The organism is Streptomyces sp. NPDC054842 (genome assembly GCF_053611025.1).
On record NZ_JBSGZN010000014.1, the window covers coordinates 136166 to 153220 of the forward strand.

Consider the following 17055-nt stretch of genomic DNA (forward strand, 5'->3'; position numbering starts at 1 on the left):
ATGCGCCCCTGGAGTGAGGGCAGCCGGTCGTTCCGAGGCCGCCACCGCAGTGCGTCATGCCGCTGGGGAGAGCGGTCTGTGGCCACGACGCTGATGGCCTTCCCCCGAGTGGGTGCAGCGCGCGGCTTCCGCTCGAAACCGGGGTACGCGTGTGTCATGAAGGCATTAGTGATCAATTGCACGCTGAAGAAGTCCCCGGAGCCGTCCAACACCGCCGCACTGGCTGAGGCGGTCGGCGCCTGGCTGGAGGAGAACGGCGGCGTCGAGGTGGAGTACGTACGCGCTGTCGATCTCGACATCCACCCCGGCGTGGTCAGCGAAGCCGTCGCCGCCGGGGACGACTGGCCCGCGGTGCATGCCAAGCTGCTGGAGGCGGAGATCCTGGTCATCGCCTCCCCGACCTGGGTGGGCCATCCGTCCTCGGTGGCTCAGCGAGTCCTGGAGCGTATGGACGCGATGCTCTCCGAAGCGGACGACGACGGCCGCCCGGTCGCGTACAACCGCGTCGCCGGCGTGGTCGTCACCGGAAACGAGGACGGCGCGCACCACGTCATCAGCGAGATCAACGGCGCCCTGTGCGACATCGGCTACACCATCCCCGGCCAGTCGTGGACGTACTGGCACCTCGGTCCGGGCCCGGGTCCGGACTACCTCGACGACGAACGCGGGCACGACTGGGCCCAGAAGACCGGCCGCGCGATGGCGGCGAACCTGCTCGGCGTCGCACGGGCGCTGGCCACGACGCCGCTGGACGCGCCGCCCCAGTGACCCGCACGCCGCGCCGACGGGAGCGATGCATGGCCACAAGCGGTGTCTGACCGGCCTGAACGGCCGGCATGGCATAGCCGTAAGCGGTGTCCGGCCAGGGTTCGAGCGGCCGGTATGGCCGGTCGGACCCTGGCCGAGCAGGCAGCCGCGGACCAGCAAGCAGGCAGCCGCGGACCCGCAAGCCGGCAGCCGCCGACCGGCAAGGAGGGGTCGGCTGAGCTGATCTCCGGTTCCCGTGTTTTTCGCCTTCTCTTTGGGCACTCGGTCTCGACCCGGGATGAAAGAGGAGGAACCGTGCAGTTGTCATTCCTTGAGCCGCTTCTCGACCGGCGTGGTCCGTGGGCCACCGTCTACTTCGACCCCGCTCAGAACGACGAGTCGGGAGCGAAACGGCGGGAGCTGACCGTCCGGGACCTCTGCGGGAGTCTGGAGGAGGCCGGCGCCGACACGGCGACCGTCCAGGCGGTGGGCGAAGCCCTGGCGAGGATCACCCCGCAGGAAGATCCCGCGGGCCGGGTCGTCTTCGCCGCCGGGGGAGAGGTGGTGCTCACGTGCCGTCTCTCGCGGCCGCCGCAGAGCCCCATCGCCTGCTGGGCGCCGCTGCCACGCCTGACGCCGCTGCTGGAGCTGGCAGGCCAGGACCCGCTGTGCCTGGTGGCGTACGTCGACCGGACCGGCGCGGATTTCGAACTGCGAGGTGCGGCGGGCCCGAAGGACGCCGGGCACGTGGAGGGTCGGCAGAGCCCGGTCCACCGTACGGCTTCCTCCGACTGGTCCGAGCGGCACTTCCAGCTCAAGGTCGAGAACACCTGGGACCACAACGCCGGCGAGATCGCCGAGGCGCTCACCTCGGCGTACGAGGAATCCGGCGCCGAGATGGTCGTCCTGGCCGGCGACGTGCGTGAGCGGCCTGCCGTACTCGAGAAGCTGCCCCAGGGCATCCGAGAGGTGACGGTGGACACGGAGCACGGTGGACGCGCCGCGGGCAGCGACTCCCGCGTCCTCGAAGAGACGATTGAGCAGGCCCGGGCAGAGCACGCGCGGCGTCGAGCCGAGAAGGTGCTGGAGCGATTCCGCGCCGGGCGGTCCGACACCGGCGACGCCGCAGGCGCGGTGGAAGGCGTTCCGGCCCTGGTGGAGGCCGCTCAGGAGCACCGCATCGACACGCTCCTGATCCGCTCCGACGCTCCGGAGCTGGCCACCGAGACATGGGTGGGTGCGGCCCCGGACCAGGTGGCGGTCCGGCGTACGGACGCCAAGACCCTGGGAGAAGGGGACCCCGTCTCCGCACGCGCCGATGACGCGCTGCTGCGTGCGGCCGCCGCCACCGCAGCGGACGTGCTGTTCCTCCCTGCCGCGGACGGCCAGGGAGCGGACGTGCCGACGGGCGGCCTCGGCGCCCTGTTGCGATGGACCAACGAACCGAGCGCGGCCTAGACGCGTACATCAGGAAAGGCGGTGTGTGGAAATGGAGCGAGGCAGCAACCCGGTCAGTCCTCGTAAGGACGACGAGATGAAGCACGAGTTGGAAGGGCTGCTGCGTGGCGGTCAGCCCACGCACGTGGAGGAGGCGGTCGATCCCGAGCCACCGGCCGACGACGACATCCACGTCGACTCGGCCGGGCCCGTCCCGCCACCGGGTGAGGGCCGTGACCAGGCACGGGCAGCAGCCGAAGCGGACGCTCTGCGGCTGGATCTGGCCCGCCATCTGGAGCGAACCGCCTTCCCGGCTGACCGACAGACGTTGCTGGACACCCTCGAAGCGCACCACGCCCCGGACCCGACGCTGGAGGCGGCGCGACAGCTCCCCGAGGGCGGCTCATACGCCAACGTGACCGAGGTCGTCGAGGCGCTGGGCGGCAAGCCCACGAGGTGAACGCTTCGCCCGTCGTACCCAGACCAATTGAGCGCCCACCGAACTTGCCCGCCGGCCGGCCCAAGGCACCTGCCGCGGCCCTGCGCACCGTACCTGCCGCAGGCCCGTCGCACGTCTGCCGCGGGCCCGCCACCACGGCAGGTGCGAGCCACCTGGTGCGTACCGAGCCACCGACGTACGCCGGTGCCAAGTGAGCCACCGACACGCATCGGTGCGACGGGAGCCACCGACCGGCATCGGAGCGACGGCTCACAGTGCGGCGTCTTCCTCCCGCGCGCCGAAGCCTTCGCGTGCGCGCTCGATGGCGGGCATGTTCTGCGCGGCCCAGGCCAGCAGTACGTCGATGGGGTGCCGCAGGGTCTTGCCGAGCGGCGTGATCCGGTACCTGATGGCGACCGGCCGGGTGGAGAGCACCTCGCGCTCGACCACGCCATTGCGTTCGAGGCGCCGAAGTGTCGCGGTCAGCGATTTCTGCGTGACCTGGGGGATGGCCCGGCGCAACTCGTTGAAGCGGCACGGGCGTTCGCAGAGCTCGTTGAGGACGCTGAGCGACCACTTGTCGAGGACCTGGTCGAGCAGTTCGCGGTGCGGCGCGTCGAGGCTGAGTTCGTCGTCGGTATCCATGGCGAAACCTGGTCTCGTTGAAGTGTCCTTCTGCCACTAGGTAGCTTACAGATACCTAGTGAGATGCCTAGATCGAGGAGGACACACCATGACTGTTCGGCACTTCACCCCGGAAGGCATGCTGCAGCCGGTCCCGTACCACCATGTCGCCGTGGGTACCGGGACGAAGCACGTCCATGTCAGCGGCCAGATCGCGCGCCGGGCGGACGGAACGCCGGTCGCGCCCGGCGATCTGGCCGGGCAGGTCGCCCAGGCGCTGCGCAACACCTCACTGGGGCTGGCGGGCGCGGGCGCGTCGTTCGACGACGTGCTGCGTCTGACGTTCTACGTGACCCGTTGGACCCCGGAGAGGATCGACGATTTCATGGCCGGAGTACAGTCCGTCGCCGATGAGATCGGCCTCCGGCTGCCCATACCGCCGGCCTCACTCATCGGCGTCGACTACCTCTTCGAGCCGGACGTCCTCGTCGAGGTCGAGGCGACCGCGCTGCTCGACTGACCTCGCCGAGCGGGTACCTTCCGAGCTCGCTCTGACGCGCGCCGCGTGCGCCAAGGCAAGCCCAGCCCTGGGGCACTCCGGGACGGCGACGAAGCCGGCGGGGTGATCACCGGTAGGCTGCGACCGTGCGTACGGTCGAGCTCTTGTTGGACGAGTCGGCGGAGCTGGCGGTCCGGGAGGCCTGGCGTCGCCTGGCGGATGCGGGCTTGCCGAGTCAGGCGCGCCATTCCTCACCGACGAACAGTCCGCACCTCACTCTGGCCGCTTGCCCGGAGCTGACCGCCCCGATCCGCTGGGAGCTCGCCGAGGTGGCCGCTGCCCTTCCGCTGCCGGTGCGCTTCGCCGGTGTGGTGCGTTTCGAGCGGCCCACCTCCGTGCTGGCCTGGGCGCTGGACTGCGACTCCGCACTGGCCGGTCTGCACCGCCGGGTGTGGGAGGCCGTGGCCTCGGACAGCCCGCCCGAGACGCTCAACCCCTTTCACGCTCCCGGGCGTTGGAGCCCGCACATCACCCTGGGGCGCACCCGCCGGGCCGGCGCCTTCGCCGACCGGCGGGTCCCCGAGCTGCTGCCGGCACCGCCGCTGTCGGCTCAGTTCACTACTCTGCGCAGTTTCGACACCCGAACCGGCACGCTGCAGGTGCTGGAGCCCCGTCGGCAGTGACCCGAGTCGGACCGGGGCCGACGGTGAGTTCGCGGGTCCGGGCAGAGTGACCTGCGCGGACCCGCCCTCCCTGCTCCCGAGCGGCCAGTGCGATGGTCGGCGGAGGTGTGCGGCGGACTCAGTCGTGCTGGCCGTACGACGCCGTCATGCCCGCTCGGCCCTTGCGGGACTCAGCCGCGCGAGTGGCGGCACTGGCGGCCATGGCCAGCAGAGCGGCTATCGCTCCGGTGATGACGTTGTTCACGACGGTCTTCGTGGTGCTGACGTCGCCCGCGACCACCCACGGCGCGACGATCGTCCACAGGCCGAGGGCGCAGGCGCCCCACGCCATGCTGTGGGTACGCTCGTAAGCCCGCCCGAACCCACCGCTCATGAGCAGTGCGTACGCGATGCCCACGAGCAGATTGGTCACGGCGAGCGTCGACAGTCCGTTGAAGCCCGTTATCCACGGGGAAGCCGCCAGGTAGATCCCGGTGAGGAAGGCCAGCGTTCCGACCATCTGTCCCTGGGGCGTGCTGGTGGCACGCTCGGCCACTTCGTGGCGTTGACGCATTTCGACGATGTCCGGATGCATCTCCATGGATGACCGGGAAGCGGACGTGGACATTGCTGTCACCTCTTGTCCTTCGATGCGGCGGGTAGCGAGCTGACACTGTCCCCCGCCGTCCTCTGCGCTACAGGGTCTTGTTTGCGCCCGAGTGGCTGTTTATGGCGCCTTTACACACGTATAGGGGGACTATCTGAGGGGATATTTCACGGCGGATGCATGGCTGACTGGTGCTCGGTCAGAGGGCGCGTTTCCCCTGTCCGACGCGCCCCCGAAGGAACAGATGCCGCCGATGCCTCGCGCCCGGAGACGCCGACCTGAGTGCCGGTAAGCGTGGCCGGCTGAACAGCCGCGTCTGCATGTGTGGTGGGAGCGCTGTGGGCCACTGCCGGGTGGCCAGTGCGGGCCCCTGCCAGGTGGGCAGGGGCCCGCGACGGTCGACAGCAGCAGAGCCCCGGGCAGGTTCTGCGACGAGCAGCCTCTTCGTCAGCGGCTGACCATTCGCTGTCGGCCTGGTGGCCCGTTCTACTTCAGGTGCCGGACGAAGAACTGGGCCGCGGTGTCCCCGGCGTGCTGCGGAACGCCGCTGTGTCCGCCCATGTTGGCCTGCAGGGCCTTCTCCGCTGAACCGAAGGCGTCGAAGAGGTCGAGGGCCGCCTGCCGGTCATTCCCTTCGTCGTCCCACTGCAGCAGGACGTGCAGCGGGATGGTGACCCGGCGGGCGTCCTCGAACGTGGCGCGCGGTACGAAACTCCCGGCGAAGAGGACAGCGGCCACGACGCGCGGATCGATCGCCGCGAGGCGCACGCCGATGGAGATCACTCCGCCCGAGTACCCGACCGGGCCGCCGATCTCGGGCAGCGCCAGGAGGGCGTCGAGGGTGGTCTGCCATTCCGGGACCGCCGCGTCGACGAGCGGGAGGGTGAGGGCGTCGACGGTCTCGGCGCTGACCGGCTCGTCGGCTTGCAGAGCGCGGCGCAGATCGGCGCGAGCCTCCTCGGCGGCGTCCCAACGGGGCCGCTTCCCGCTGCCGGGCAATTCGATGGTGGCGGAGGCGAAGCCGTCCGCGGCGGCCTGCCGGGCCCGCGCCGACAGCCGGGGATACATTCTGTCCAGTCCCAGCGGAGGGTGGCCGAGCAGGATCAGCGGCGTCGGAGCGGGGGCGGACGCGGGGGTCCACAGTATGCCGGGGATCTCGCCGAGGGTGAATTCACGTTCCAGGACGCCGTCGTCGAGGCGCTGTTGCGAAGTGAAGTGAAGGGCCATGGTCGTGCCTTTCGGGAGTGCTGCTGAACGGCGCTCCCGGACGACCTATTGCCCGACCGTGACCCTGGAGGAGAGCACCCATGTCGATACGTTCACGGGTACCACCTCCTTGTTCTCTCGCACGGCCACCGCGAAGGTAGCAGGGGCTGTCCTGGCCTGCCAAACGGTTTTCGCGGCGGCACCTCACTGTCGGATTCCGCCGGGTCGGGGCGCTCTGCGTGTCCGGTGCGAGCGGCCGGAGTGCCCCTGCCATGGAGAGCACTTCGTCCGGAGCGATGACTTTCCGGCTCTCCATCGGTCAGACAAGCGAGAACACCTCGCCGGAAGGACGTCGCGATGACCCACACGCCAGGAGCGTGAGCCTCCACATACGGGCAGCTCCAGCCGGCACCGTCGACAACATCCACACCGCCCGACACAGAGAAGAGGACACCCATGACCAACGCAGTGAAGGGCCCTGCCAGTTACTTCCCTTCCATCGAGAAGAAGTACGGCCGCCCGATCGCCGAGTGGAAGGAGCTCATCCGCGCCTCGCCGCTCAGCAAGCACATGGAGCTCGTGCACTGGCCCAAGTCCGAGCACGGTCTGGGCCACGGCCACGCCAACGCTCTCGTCGCCCACACCCTCGCGGAGGACACCGGCAGGTAGTTCCGTACTTCGCGGGTGGCTGATGCATCGTTTCTTTTGGCTGTAGGCGTGGTGCGAGAATCTTCGGTCATGAGCTACGACTTGGCTGTCTGGGAAGGTGAGCGGCCGGCGGACGATAGGAGTGCCCGTCGGTCCTTCAGTGACCTGTACGACCGCTATGTCGACGGTGAGATCGAAGAACCTCCGTCTGAACGCATCACCGCCTATCTCGCGGCGCTTCTTGAGCGGTGGTGTGACGTCACCGAGGACGAGCACGAGACGTCGCCCTGGTCGGTGGGGCCGTTGATCGCTGGTGCAAGTGGCCCCGTTCTCTACTTCGGGATGGACTGGAGCAGGGCCGAGGAAGTCTCGGCCTACGCGGCGGCTCTGGCGGACTCGATGGGGCTGCTCTGTTTCGATGTGCAGCATGACCGGCTCAGGACCTGAGCGGGGTGACCAATCGGCGATCGACGATGAGTGCTGGCAGACCACGGCGAGACAGCGCTGAGGTTCATCCCGCTCCGGGGCCGTCCACGTAAGCCGCCACCATGTCCCGCAGCTCGACGCACGGCCAGTTGGCCTCGTCCAGGATGGTCACTTGGCACGGCGGACAGCCGAGGACGTAGGTGGTGGGGTCGGCGGGGTCGCTCTGGGGGCCGACCATCATCTGCGGGGTGTGGCGTTCGAGGCGCCGGCGGTTCGCCTCCACCTCGCGGAGCACTCGCGCCGGGTCGTGGCGAGCGATGTGGCGGGCCTGCTGCATCGTGAGCGTGCCGCTCTCGTCACCGACCACGACGCCCTTCGGCGGCCCGTCGTCCCGCGTCCATCGGCCGTCCGTGTCACCCTTGGCGCCCAGTGCCGCCGACTCGTCGTCGTCGAGCTGCTCGCCGAGCCACCGCACCAGCTCATCCATCCGGTATCCCCTTCGCTCGGGATCGGTCCTTGGCCGACCCCGTGTGACCCGCTCGATCTCCTGCACCGTAGCGAGCCGGACACCCGACGCAGCGGCGATCTCGCTCGACGACACGAGTGAAACCCGCGCACGCTCGTCGAGTACGACCTCACGGCGCATCTCCCGCCCTGCTTCCCGCGCTCCACTCGGTCGGTCACCACGCCGCCGATGTCATGGCATGCGCCGCTCCCGTCACGGAGGAGCGTCTCCCTCGTCCCCGGCCCGCTGCAGCAGCTCGTCCAGATCATGGAGGCGGTCGAGGCCGCGGACCGCCTGGCTCATGCGGTTGTTGCCGGACAGCCGGTGGCGATGCCGGTGGAGGAAGGCCCAGTATCCGACCGTGAACGGGCACGCCCGGTCGCCCGTGCGTTCCGTGGGCCGGTAGGCGCAGCCGGCGCACAGATCGCTCATGCGGTGGATGTACGCACCACCCGAGGTGTACGGCTTGGTGGTCATCCGGCCGCCGTCGGCGTACTGGGACATCCCGATCACGTTGGGCAGCATGACCCAGTCGTACCCGTCGACGAAGCAGCGGTGGAACCAGTCCATGACCGCCCGCGGGTCCCAGCCGCGCTGAAGGGCGTAACTGCCGAGCAGCATCAGCCGCGGGATGTGATGGGTCCAGCCGGTGTCGCGGACCTGGCCCAGGGCCGTGCTCAGGCAGCGAGCGGTGACGGCGTCCGCGTCGAGTTCGAGGAACCAGTCCGGGAGCGGCGTACGGTGCGCCAGCGCGTTGCTGTGGCGGTAGTCGTCGCCGAAGTACCAGTAGAGCTGCCAGACGTACTCGCGCCATCCGGCGATCTGCCGGACGAACCCCTCCACGCTGTTGATCGGCGCCTGTCCGGACCGCCACGCGTTCTCGGCCAGTTCGACACACTCGGCCGGATGCAGCAGGCCGAGGTTCAGTGACGACGACAGCAGGCTGTGGCTCATCACCGGATCGGCCCGCAGGATGGCGTCCTCGTGCGGGCCGAAGCCCGCCAGGCGGTGCTTGACGAAGCGCCGGAGGGCCGCCGATGCCTCACGCCGAGTGGCGGGGAAGCGTCGTGGTCCGTCCTTTCCGACGAAGCTGATCTCGCCGCTGCGCTGCCAGCGGTCCAGGTCGTGCCGTACCTCGTCGTCGATCGCGTCTTCGTGTGGCCGGTAGGGCGGCGGTGCGTCGAGGGTCCGTACGTCCTTGGGCGGCGGCTCGCGGTTGTCGTGGTCGTGGTTCCAGCGGCCGCCCGCCGGAGAGTCCGCGTCCATGAGGAGATGGTGTCCGCGGCGTACCCACCGGTAGAAGTCCTCCTGGCGGAGTTGCCGGCCGCCGTGGCCGTCGGCCCAGGCGGTGAAGTCCGGCTGGGGGACCAGGAAGCCGCGGGCCGGAAGGACGGTGACGGTGTCGAGGGACCGGACGAGGCGGAGGGCCGCGTGTGAGGTGGGGTGATGCACCGTCACCGCGCTGTCCCCGAGCGCTTCTCGGAGCCCTTCGCGGTAGGTCTCGCTGCGGATGTAGCGAGCCCTGTCGCCGAGTTCGGCGGCCCTGTGCCGCATCGCGGAGAGGATGAGATGCGCTTTCGCGCGATGGAAGCGTCGGCGGCGGAACACGGAACGGGCCTCGATGATCACCACTGGCGCGTCGTGCTCGGAGCCGTCGCTGCCGGGAGTGAGGAAGTGGGGTCCCAGCTGGTCGCCGAAGAGCCAGTGAGCGGTGGTCATGAGCGCGCTCGGCCTCCGATGCCTCGCGGTCTGTGTGGCGGATCGGCATCCGTCCTGAACGGCATCGCCGAGCGGGGCTCGTGATGTGCCCCGGCCGACGCCGGCCCAGCCACCCGTACCGGGCATCTCTACACGATCGGCGATGGGCCGCTGCCTCCGCCGGGCGCGAGTCGGCGCGTCCCGACCCGGACGGGTGACGGCGACCGGCGTGAAGGCGTGCGAGTCGTTCCGTCGCGGGAGTGGACGATAACGGCGAAGGCGCCGTGTCAGACCGCGAAAGCGTGGTCAGAACCAGTGCAGGCAGTGAGGAGGTCGCTCGGCACGGAACAGCGCGTCAGCGAGGGGGGCCGCGCCCGGGTGGTGGGCCCGTATGTGTCCCGCGCGCACGAGCGTGCTCGGGGCGGTCCCGCCGAGATAGATCGAGCCCAAGTCGCCGATGTCCAGGGACAGGTCGGGTTCCAGGTCCGTCGGGACGCAGTCGGCCTTGCCGTCCCGGACGGTGAGCAGGTGGCGGCCGTGTTCGCCGAGGAACGGGTCGTCGACGTCGAGGACGAGATCACCGTCCGTGCACCAGCCGCGCGCGGTCAGCGCACGAGGGATGTCCAGCAGCCGTACCCAGAGCCAGTCGGAGTCCTTGCTCACCTGGCCGGCGCGGAAGTCCGCGAGCTGCCAGCGCAGCGGGTGCTGCGGCGGGAGGTGCTTGAACTCGATGTCGGCGACCAGGTCGTGGCCGAGTACGAAGCGGGCCAGGGCCGTGAAGACGGCGTCGTCGGTCGTGATGGTCTCGTCGACCGTCAGGGTGTCGGGCTCGCTGATCGAGTAGCTTGCGTACCCGTCGGGGACCCCGTCCGCGTCACGGTGCACGGCGACGTAGCGCGGTGCCGGTGAGATCGGGGGCTGCCCCGCCCGCTGCGTCCACCAGCGGTGCGGCCGGGACAGCGCACCGGGCTGACCACGGCGGTACCGGTCGTAGACCTCTTCCAGGATGTCTCCGCAGTCGGCGCTACGAAGGACTTCGACGGAGCCGGCTGCGGACGTGCCGGCGGCTCCGCGCGCCCGGGGAGTCGCGAGGGCGGCCTGACGGCGCGGCACCGTGAGCCGTGCCGTGTAGGTCGCCGACCCGTAGCCGAACCTCCCGTAGATCGGGGCCTCGGACGCCAGCAGCACGGCGAGGAACTCCCCGCGGGCCCGCAGCTCGGCGAGCTGATGTCGCATCATCGCGCTGAGCACACCCTGGCGCCGGTGCGAGGGGAGCACACCCACGGCGGTCACTCCGGCGGCCGGGACGAGGGTCTCGCCGGGGAGGGTGAGCTCGAAGGAGTACGCGGCGGCGGTACCGACGGGCCGTCCGTCCGCCGTCGACGCGAGGACGCACCGGTCGACTTCCAGCGCCGACCACCAGAGTCCGCCGCCGTCGACCGGGGTCTCCGGGAAGCGCCCGAACGCGGCGTGGACGGTATCGACGAAGACGTCGAGATCCTTGTCGGTCGTGGAACGGATCTCCATCGCTGCCGCCGCCTCCTCCGGATGCCGGCGCCCTTCTTCGTGATGACGCCTGGGCACAGTGCAGCGTTGCCCCGCACCCGGGTCAAGCGAATTGCACCGGGGTCCGCGGCCGTATGGCCGGATCGCTCCTGCCGCGCTGGATCGCGGCTGTTGATCCGTACACCCGCGCCAGATGCACCACTTCGAAAGCACAGCATGTGTGAGGTGTGTCACATTCTGTGAGTGCGGGATCACCGGATGAAGGTGGAAGTGACGCCGGTGCTGCGCACGCCTCGGGTTATTCGATGACGTTGAGCGTCCTGTACCTTCCGTTCGCCTTCGAATCGGGCGCGACAGGTGTCCGAGTGAGGGCTGCGATGCAGGAAGGTCCGCTATGGGCTCGGCGGTGTGAGGCGGCCTGCCTCCGCGTTGTCCCGTGAGGTGGCGCCAAGAACGGAGAGCGATCTCAATTTTCAGTTCATGACGTGACGGCATTCACCGCGTACCTCATGGAAGTGAATTGAAGGGCGAGGCGGAGTGCATTCCCCCGTCCTGGGGCTCATGAGGCGCGTGGGGGGCGCTACAAAGGCCATTGTTTTGCGGCAGGTTGACGGTAACACTGTTTCTCACACGGAGTTGCTGCCGCTTTTCCTGATTGTCGGGTACGGCGCTGACGCGTGGGGACAAGGAGGTGAATCACATGGGTGTGAAGATGACGATGACCACCCGCTGTTCGGTCTCTGTGCACTGGCAGCACGTGCGAGTGGTCATCATCGTCATCGTCCTGGTGCTCCTGAGTGGGATGACTCAGGGGCACGGTGACATGACGCTGCTCGACGCGCTGTTGCCGCGCGCCTGAGGGACGAGGAGGTCCCTCTGAGGGGGCGGTTGCCGGGAGACCGGTGACCGCCCCCTCACTTTGTCAGGCTAGCGCACAAAGTCCGGTCGATGAAGGGGAATCCGCTCGGTTTCTCCACGGCGTTCTTGGAACTATCCGGTAAGGATCGCGGCGGAGCGCCGGACGCGTGCAATTTGAACAAGGCGGCGGGAAAAGGCTCATGAAGGGGTCGCACTCTTCGCCGGAATGTCCAATGGATCAGCCAACCGAGAGAACACGGCGGAATTCGACGTTGCCGTACTCGTCAGGCGAGGCGATGGCGACTCCTTGCGCCTCCACCCACGCGTGGAAGCGGTAGGGGTCGTCCGCCGTGCCGATGCACCACACCGCCCGCCGACCGGTCAGTGTCAGGATCCCGAGCGTTGCCAGAGACAACTCCAGGCAGGCGGCGCGTCCTGGGTACCACTGGGCTGCGCGCCTGACCGCCGCGAGGGTGGCTGACGCATGGTCCGGTGTGGCCTCTCGCCGACACCAGGCTCGTGCGGTCCAGCTCACCGTGCGGAAGACGGCCCTCAGCGGCAGCCGGATCAGCAGGAGGGCCCCAAGGAGTGCGAGCAGGCCGAGTACCGCGGTCGCGGCGCCGCGTAGGGTGCGGCTGCCCGCGTCGCGTACCGGTTCGGCGGCCATGGTCATCTGTCCTGCTGCGGCGGGCACTTCGGCCACGGGCGGAACCTGGCTGGCCGGTGAGTTCTGCGCGGAGGATCCGGCACCGTCCGGGTGCCGCCGTGCGAGAGGGTGGACATCGGCAGCCTCATCCGGGCATGCGGGTTGCGCGGACGTGGGTGCGGTGTGGATCGGGGCGTGGGTGGCGAGAAGACCCAGGCTGATCAGGGCGTCGGCGAGGCGGCGTGCATCGTCGTGGATTCTGTCGTGCTGCAGGTCCGGATAACGGCGAGCCAGCAGCAGTACCGCGGCGTCGAAGTTCCCGCTGCGGCGCCATTCCTGCCACAGTGTGCGGGCCATGGCGTTCATTGCGAAGCAGCGGCCGGACCGCACGTCCAGCAGCACGCCGCCGCCATGCGGTGAGGTGCTTTCCCGGACGTGTTCGGACACGCTCAGCCGTGTCATCGCCGCTCCTGTCCGCTGCTGACGGCCGTCAGCCAAAGGTCCGCGCCGAGAAGGCGGTTGAGCGCTGAGAAGGGTACCGGCAGACCCGCAACCGCCTGTTCGATCGAGGCGATCACTCGCGAGGGTTCGATGATGCCGAGGTCGGCCAGCGGCGACCGCCCGAGCCGCGCTTTGATCCGGGCCGCCGAGCGGCGGGCGCCACGGTAGTTCTCGGCCGCATAGTCGCCCTTGGTCCTGCGATGCAGCACGGAGTCGGGGACCAGACCGGTCAGTGCGGACGCCAGCAGCGGCTTGGCCGTGAACGGGTCGATCCGGTGGTGCAACGAGAGGCGGGTGCAGGCCCGTACGACCTCGCCGTCCAGGAAGGGAGCGTGCGGCCAGATACCGAATGCGCGGGCCGTGCTGGTGAACTGGGTCTGCGCAGCGGCGGAGGTGCGCAACTCGCACAGCACTGCCCGGGTGCCCGGTGTCGCGTGCGCGGAATGATGTGCGGCACCTGCCGATCGAGCGCGCTCGTCGGCCAGTTCGGCCAGGTGTCGGCGTGCTGTGGCGGTCAGCCAGGCCGCCTCGGGCCCCGGGGAGGGCCACCAGGCCACTGCGTCCAACCACTGCGGCGGGTGGTCCAGGGGTTCCTCGATACGGGCGGCGAGTTCTGCCATCGCCTGGTGCAGGGGAGTGCGTGCCAGGCGTCTGGCGCGCAGAACAACTTCCGCCGGCGAGAGCTGACGTATGCGGGCCAGCGCACGCCCGTCACGCAGGAGCCGGCGCAGTCCGGCGGTGGCCGCGATGTCACCGAGGTAGGCGGGTGGTGCGGCGAGCAGGGCGTCGCCGCCCTCTCCGGTCAGGTGGATGCCGGGGCCGCCGTGTGCGATGTGGTCGAGTCGCAGCCGCTGTCGGGCGCCGATGACCGCCGCCGGGTCGGGCTGATCGGCAGGGCCGTGCTCGGACAGGCCGCTGTAGGGCAGGGAGTCCTCAGTGCCACGGGTGACGGCGAGCCGGATCGTGGGGGCCGACCCGGCGTAGGTCAGGGCGTGGGTGAGATCGCCGGCGGGGGCGTCGGGGTGGTGGTAGACGAAGGCGTCCAGAGGCGGCCGACCGGTTGTCCGGGCGGCCAGGAAGGCCAGAGAGGTGGAGTCCAGGCCGCCGCTGAAGTCAGAGGTGGTCCGTGGGGCGATGTCGGCGCGTAGGCTGACCGCGCGCGTGAGGGCTGACCGCAGTTCGGCCGCGCTGTCCTCGAATCGCGTGTCGGGGTCGGGGGCGAGGTCCTCGTACGTCCAGTGGGTGAGGGCGCCGGAGGGGGTGATGGTGACGGCTTGGCCGCCGCCGAGTCGACGGATCCCGTCGTACGTCGTGCGCCCCTCGACGAGTTCCGGAACTGCGGGGCAGAAGATGTCCGCCGCGATCGCGGCCGTGTCGATCCGGTTGGTCGCTCCGGACAGCGCCGCCGCGGTTCTCGCGCGGGTGGACAGGACCGTGGTCCGACTGTGGTGCCCGTAGTAGAGGGGGAACTGTCCCGCCGGGTCGGCATACGCGGTGACGTGGCCGTCCTCGTGCAGCACGATGAGCAGGTAGGCGCCGGGCCATCGGGTCAGACGTTCCCAGTGGCCGTCCTGCACCGCTAACCGTAAGTCCTGACGCATGGTCACGTCGTCGGCGAGGCACTGGCCGACGGCGGCCAGTCGCGTATGTGCGTGCTGAACGGTGCGGACCTCACCGGGATGCCAGGGACCCCAGGACCAGAACAGGGGTTCGCCCGGCCACAGCGGGGTGGCCCCACGCGGTGCCGGTGCCGGTGCCGGCGCCTGGGCCGTTGGCAGCAGGCCCGCGATGGTGGGCCCGTCGGGTGGGCGAAGGGCTGAGGGCGGGTAGCACAGGTCCAGGATCGCGGTGGTGGACGCGGATTGGGGCATGACAACTGTCCGGGATATCAGTAGTAGTACTGGGCATTGGCATCGGCACTGCCGCTGGGGGAACTGCCCAGCGTCACCTCACGGACATGACCCAGGTCGACCAGCATCGGCGGTTCATAGACGGCCGGTAGCTCAGGGGACGGCATTGCTCCGGGCTTCACCGCTTGTCGCGTGCATCCGCCATCCTCGTGCGGGGATACGACAATAGGCTCGTGAGTCATGGGACCGCCTCGGGTCAGGGGCATCAACTGCCCCGGAAAAGGATCGGAACGGGAAAGACGCGTGCGTCGGCTGTACCAGCCGCGTCGGGGCCCCAAAGTGTAGCCATTCACCAGCCGCACCAGGTGTCGAACCGGCCCGCGATCGCAGGTGCTCCTGCCTGGCAGTTCTCGTCCTTGTTTCCGCGTGACGGAAGCGTTTCCGGTCCGGCCGTCGGGTTCGTGGGCGGGACCCCGGCTCATTCGGTCGGCGGCGTCCACTCATTTGAAGAAACGGGGCGGTGACGTTGGCTCCGGGGTGTCACATCGAAGAAGAAAGCGGCTTTGGGTGGCTGGCTGGCCATCGAGTATCTCCCTGGGCGCCCGCGGCGGGGTGAAATGTGCGCTCACCCGGTGGGTCTAGGAATTGTTGGCCGCGTGCTCCATGCCGCGAAGGCCCAGGATCAAGGCGCCTTGCGCTTCAGCCCTGGTGTCCAGTTCGCTGAGGTCAAGGACGAACTTGGAGTCCTCGGCGACCGCGCCCGGCAGCGCGAAACGGCGGAGCGACTCCCTGCAACCTTCCAGCAGCAAGGGACTCTGGGCGAGCTGTCCGCCGATGACGACGAGGTCGGGGTTGAGCAGGTTGCACAGTTGGGCCAGTGACTGCCCCAGGCGCCGGCCGGCGTCGTGGATCACCCGCATGCAGACCGCGTCCTGGGCCTGGGCGGCTCCGATGACCTGTTCGAGCGTCTCTGGCGGGGGTGCGCTGTTCCGGGCGCGCGCGGCACGGACCTGTGCGATCAGCGCGTCGGCGCCGATCACCGTCTCCAGGCAGCCGCGTCCACCGCACTGGCATACCGCGCCGTGCGGGTCCACGGTGAGGTGGCCCAGTTCCCCGGCCATGCCGCCGTGTCCCCGCAGCACGCTGTTGTGCACGATGATTCCGGCGCCCACACCCGTCGACGCCTTCACGTAGACAACGGTCTCGGCGTGTTCCCGCGTGCCGTAGGTCTGTTCCGCCAAGGCGCCGAGGTTGGCGTCGTTGTCGATGAAGGCGCGCACGCCCAGCCACCTGCCCAGGTCTCCGGCGGGGTCGTCACCCACCCGCCAGGGCGGCAGGATCGGCGGAGTGAAGTCGCCGGTGCGCGGGTTGATCATCCGGGGCACGGCGACGCCGAGGGAGAACACGTCCGAGCGCCGCCGCCCCGTTCCCTCGATGGCCTCGTCGATCATCTGCCTGACCTCCGGCAGAGCTCGGGGCCAGCCCCTGCTGACGCCCTCCGAACTGACTCGTGAGGTCACCTGGTCGTATTCCTTGTCGAGTCTGCGGGCGACCACGGTCATGTGATTGAAGCCGAGGTGGACGCCGACGCCTACGTCGTTCACAGCGGAGAGGCAGACTTTGCCGCGCTCCTTGGCGGTGGGCACGAGGTTGGCCTCGGCGAGTTCGCGAACCGCGGCCGACACCGTCGCCTGTGAGAGAAGCGTGCGGTGCGCGATGTCCGCCTGGGTGCCTGCTTTGATCGCCACGGCGAGCAGGACCTTTCTGCGGTTGGCCGCTCGGGTGGGGCCGGCCGCCGGTAACCGCCCTAACAGGTCGTCCGCGTTCGCCATTGGTCCCCCAGCCCCGGTATCCGCATCTCGATTTTTTAGACCGAAGCGGACATAATATCAGCCGTTCGTTCAATTCGAACCGGGTTCGGCTTCGAATAGTGAAGGGACAGTGGGGTGGCCGCTGTGGCTGTTGAGAGCGCCTATGTGTGTCTGTGATCTCCATGACGGTCGGCAATTGGCTGAAATTGTCGATAGAAAGTCACGAGGTGGGCGCTTTTGATCAGTGCGGTCACCTGTTGATCGAACCAGTGGGAGCCGGTGACGGGCGCGGGTGTGCAGGAGGATTCGCGGTGAGGGCCGGCGGGCGAATTGAGGTGGCTGCCCCTGTCGCAAAGGACGTACGCGAAGGCAGCGAGACCTGCCC

18 protein-coding genes are annotated in these 17055 nt (G+C 69.2%); 8 read left to right on the forward strand and 10 right to left on the reverse strand.

Annotation, left to right across the window (positions count from 1 at the left end):
• Positions 1 to 156: 156 nt before the first annotated feature.
• The 3 genes from ACWGIS_RS14060 (at position 157) to ACWGIS_RS14070 (ending at position 2644) form a co-directional block, all read left to right on the forward strand.
• The gene (locus ACWGIS_RS14060; RefSeq protein WP_453362650.1) at positions 157 to 768 is read left to right on the forward strand and encodes a flavodoxin family protein; all 612 of its coding nucleotides are present in this window, start codon (positions 157 to 159) and stop codon (positions 766 to 768) included.
• A gap of 294 nt (positions 769 to 1062) precedes the next feature.
• Complete coding sequence (locus tag ACWGIS_RS14065; RefSeq protein WP_453362651.1) at positions 1063 to 2205, forward strand: baeRF2 domain-containing protein; 1143 nt, start codon at positions 1063 to 1065, stop codon at positions 2203 to 2205.
• A gap of 76 nt (positions 2206 to 2281) precedes the next feature.
• Positions 2282 to 2644: a DUF2795 domain-containing protein gene (locus ACWGIS_RS14070; protein ID WP_453362652.1), complete on the forward strand. Its 363-nt coding sequence runs from the start codon at positions 2282 to 2284 to the stop codon at positions 2642 to 2644.
• Positions 2645 to 2893: 249 nt separating this feature from the next.
• On the opposite strand, the gene ACWGIS_RS14075 is transcribed toward ACWGIS_RS14070, so the two are convergent.
• Complete coding sequence (locus ACWGIS_RS14075; protein ID WP_453362653.1) at positions 2894 to 3268, reverse strand: winged helix-turn-helix transcriptional regulator; 375 nt, start codon at positions 3266 to 3268, stop codon at positions 2894 to 2896.
• 88 nt (positions 3269 to 3356) lie between these two features.
• Here ACWGIS_RS14075 and ACWGIS_RS14080 point away from each other — a divergent pair, with 88 nt between their 5' ends.
• Complete coding sequence (locus ACWGIS_RS14080; RefSeq protein ID WP_453362654.1) at positions 3357 to 3767, forward strand: RidA family protein; 411 nt, start codon at positions 3357 to 3359, stop codon at positions 3765 to 3767.
• A 125-nt stretch (positions 3768 to 3892) separates the two neighbouring features.
• The gene (locus tag ACWGIS_RS14085; RefSeq protein WP_453362655.1) at positions 3893 to 4429 is read left to right on the forward strand and encodes a 2'-5' RNA ligase family protein; all 537 of its coding nucleotides are present in this window, start codon (positions 3893 to 3895) and stop codon (positions 4427 to 4429) included.
• 118 nt (positions 4430 to 4547) lie between these two features.
• Here the strand turns inward: ACWGIS_RS14085 and ACWGIS_RS14090 are convergent, their stop codons facing one another.
• Complete coding sequence (locus ACWGIS_RS14090; RefSeq protein ID WP_453362683.1) at positions 4548 to 5009, reverse strand: SPW repeat protein; 462 nt, start codon at positions 5007 to 5009, stop codon at positions 4548 to 4550.
• A gap of 492 nt (positions 5010 to 5501) precedes the next feature.
• Positions 5502 to 6242, reverse strand: coding sequence for a dienelactone hydrolase family protein (locus ACWGIS_RS14095; RefSeq protein ID WP_453362656.1), 741 nt, complete (start codon positions 6240 to 6242; stop codon positions 5502 to 5504).
• Positions 6243 to 6677: 435 nt separating this feature from the next.
• Between ACWGIS_RS14095 and ACWGIS_RS14100 the strand changes: the two genes are divergently transcribed.
• Positions 6678 to 6890, forward strand: coding sequence for a DUF4287 domain-containing protein (locus tag ACWGIS_RS14100; protein WP_453362657.1), 213 nt, complete (start codon positions 6678 to 6680; stop codon positions 6888 to 6890).
• A 69-nt stretch (positions 6891 to 6959) separates the two neighbouring features.
• Positions 6960 to 7316 (forward strand): hypothetical protein, encoded by a 357-nt coding sequence (locus ACWGIS_RS14105; protein ID WP_453362658.1) that lies wholly within the window; start codon positions 6960 to 6962, stop codon positions 7314 to 7316.
• Between the two features lie 64 nt (positions 7317 to 7380).
• On the opposite strand, the gene ACWGIS_RS14110 is transcribed toward ACWGIS_RS14105, so the two are convergent.
• From ACWGIS_RS14110 to ACWGIS_RS14120, 3 genes are all read right to left on the reverse strand, one after another.
• Positions 7381 to 7782: a DUF6221 family protein gene (locus tag ACWGIS_RS14110; protein ID WP_453362659.1), complete on the reverse strand. Its 402-nt coding sequence runs from the start codon at positions 7780 to 7782 to the stop codon at positions 7381 to 7383.
• A 231-nt stretch (positions 7783 to 8013) separates the two neighbouring features.
• Positions 8014 to 9519: a cryptochrome/photolyase family protein gene (locus tag ACWGIS_RS14115; protein WP_453362660.1), complete on the reverse strand. Its 1506-nt coding sequence runs from the start codon at positions 9517 to 9519 to the stop codon at positions 8014 to 8016.
• Between the two features lie 285 nt (positions 9520 to 9804).
• Positions 9805 to 11025 (reverse strand): GNAT family N-acetyltransferase, encoded by a 1221-nt coding sequence (locus ACWGIS_RS14120; RefSeq protein WP_453362661.1) that lies wholly within the window; start codon positions 11023 to 11025, stop codon positions 9805 to 9807.
• A 679-nt stretch (positions 11026 to 11704) separates the two neighbouring features.
• Between ACWGIS_RS14120 and ACWGIS_RS14125 the strand changes: the two genes are divergently transcribed.
• Complete coding sequence (locus tag ACWGIS_RS14125; RefSeq protein ID WP_453362662.1) at positions 11705 to 11863, forward strand: hypothetical protein; 159 nt, start codon at positions 11705 to 11707, stop codon at positions 11861 to 11863.
• A gap of 237 nt (positions 11864 to 12100) precedes the next feature.
• Here ACWGIS_RS14125 and ACWGIS_RS14130 read toward each other — a convergent pair whose 3' ends face one another.
• From ACWGIS_RS14130 to ACWGIS_RS14145, 4 genes are all read right to left on the reverse strand, one after another.
• Positions 12101 to 12970 carry a lasso peptide biosynthesis B2 protein gene (locus ACWGIS_RS14130; RefSeq protein WP_453362663.1) on the reverse strand — a complete coding sequence of 290 codons (870 nt, stop codon included), beginning with the start codon at positions 12968 to 12970 and terminating at the stop codon, positions 12101 to 12103.
• On the reverse strand, positions 12967 to 14880 hold the full coding sequence (locus ACWGIS_RS14135) for an albusnodin/ikarugamycin family macrolactam cyclase (RefSeq protein WP_453362664.1): 1914 nt from the start codon (positions 14878 to 14880) through the stop codon (positions 12967 to 12969). Before ACWGIS_RS14135 ends, ACWGIS_RS14130 begins: the two co-directional genes overlap by 4 nt.
• Before the next feature lie 17 nt (positions 14881 to 14897).
• Positions 14898 to 15341, reverse strand: coding sequence for a lasso RiPP family leader peptide-containing protein (locus ACWGIS_RS14140; protein ID WP_453362684.1), 444 nt, complete (start codon positions 15339 to 15341; stop codon positions 14898 to 14900).
• A 156-nt stretch (positions 15342 to 15497) separates the two neighbouring features.
• Positions 15498 to 16691, reverse strand: a complete 1194-nt coding sequence (locus tag ACWGIS_RS14145; RefSeq protein WP_453362665.1) for an ROK family transcriptional regulator — start codon at positions 16689 to 16691, stop codon at positions 15498 to 15500.
• Positions 16692 to 17055: the final 364 nt, after the last annotated feature.

What these genes read in the sequence shown, in the direction of transcription:
- ACWGIS_RS14130 (WP_453362663.1), bottom strand. Translation starts at nt 12,970, where the DNA reads ATGACACGGCTGAGCGTGTCCGAACACGTCCGGGAAAGCACCTCACCG.
- ACWGIS_RS14145 (WP_453362665.1), bottom strand. Translation starts at nt 16,691, where the DNA reads ATGGCGAACGCGGACGACCTGTTAGGGCGGTTACCGGCGGCCGGCCCC.
- ACWGIS_RS14090 (WP_453362683.1), bottom strand. Translation starts at nt 5,009, where the DNA reads ATGGAGATGCATCCGGACATCGTCGAAATGCGTCAACGCCACGAAGTG.
- ACWGIS_RS14140 (WP_453362684.1), bottom strand. Translation starts at nt 15,341, where the DNA reads ATGAGCCGGGGTCCCGCCCACGAACCCGACGGCCGGACCGGAAACGCT.
- ACWGIS_RS14060 (WP_453362650.1), top strand. Translation starts at nt 157, where the DNA reads ATGAAGGCATTAGTGATCAATTGCACGCTGAAGAAGTCCCCGGAGCCG.
- ACWGIS_RS14105 (WP_453362658.1), top strand. Translation starts at nt 6,960, where the DNA reads ATGAGCTACGACTTGGCTGTCTGGGAAGGTGAGCGGCCGGCGGACGAT.
- ACWGIS_RS14075 (WP_453362653.1), bottom strand. Translation starts at nt 3,268, where the DNA reads ATGGATACCGACGACGAACTCAGCCTCGACGCGCCGCACCGCGAACTG.
- ACWGIS_RS14115 (WP_453362660.1), bottom strand. Translation starts at nt 9,519, where the DNA reads ATGACCACCGCTCACTGGCTCTTCGGCGACCAGCTGGGACCCCACTTC.
- ACWGIS_RS14120 (WP_453362661.1), bottom strand. Translation starts at nt 11,025, where the DNA reads ATGGAGATCCGTTCCACGACCGACAAGGATCTCGACGTCTTCGTCGAT.
- ACWGIS_RS14080 (WP_453362654.1), top strand. Translation starts at nt 3,357, where the DNA reads ATGACTGTTCGGCACTTCACCCCGGAAGGCATGCTGCAGCCGGTCCCG.
- ACWGIS_RS14070 (WP_453362652.1), top strand. Translation starts at nt 2,282, where the DNA reads ATGAAGCACGAGTTGGAAGGGCTGCTGCGTGGCGGTCAGCCCACGCAC.
- ACWGIS_RS14100 (WP_453362657.1), top strand. Translation starts at nt 6,678, where the DNA reads ATGACCAACGCAGTGAAGGGCCCTGCCAGTTACTTCCCTTCCATCGAG.
- ACWGIS_RS14110 (WP_453362659.1), bottom strand. Translation starts at nt 7,782, where the DNA reads ATGGATGAGCTGGTGCGGTGGCTCGGCGAGCAGCTCGACGACGACGAG.
- ACWGIS_RS14125 (WP_453362662.1), top strand. Translation starts at nt 11,705, where the DNA reads ATGGGTGTGAAGATGACGATGACCACCCGCTGTTCGGTCTCTGTGCAC.
- ACWGIS_RS14095 (WP_453362656.1), bottom strand. Translation starts at nt 6,242, where the DNA reads ATGGCCCTTCACTTCACTTCGCAACAGCGCCTCGACGACGGCGTCCTG.
- ACWGIS_RS14135 (WP_453362664.1), bottom strand. Translation starts at nt 14,880, where the DNA reads ATGCCCCAATCCGCGTCCACCACCGCGATCCTGGACCTGTGCTACCCG.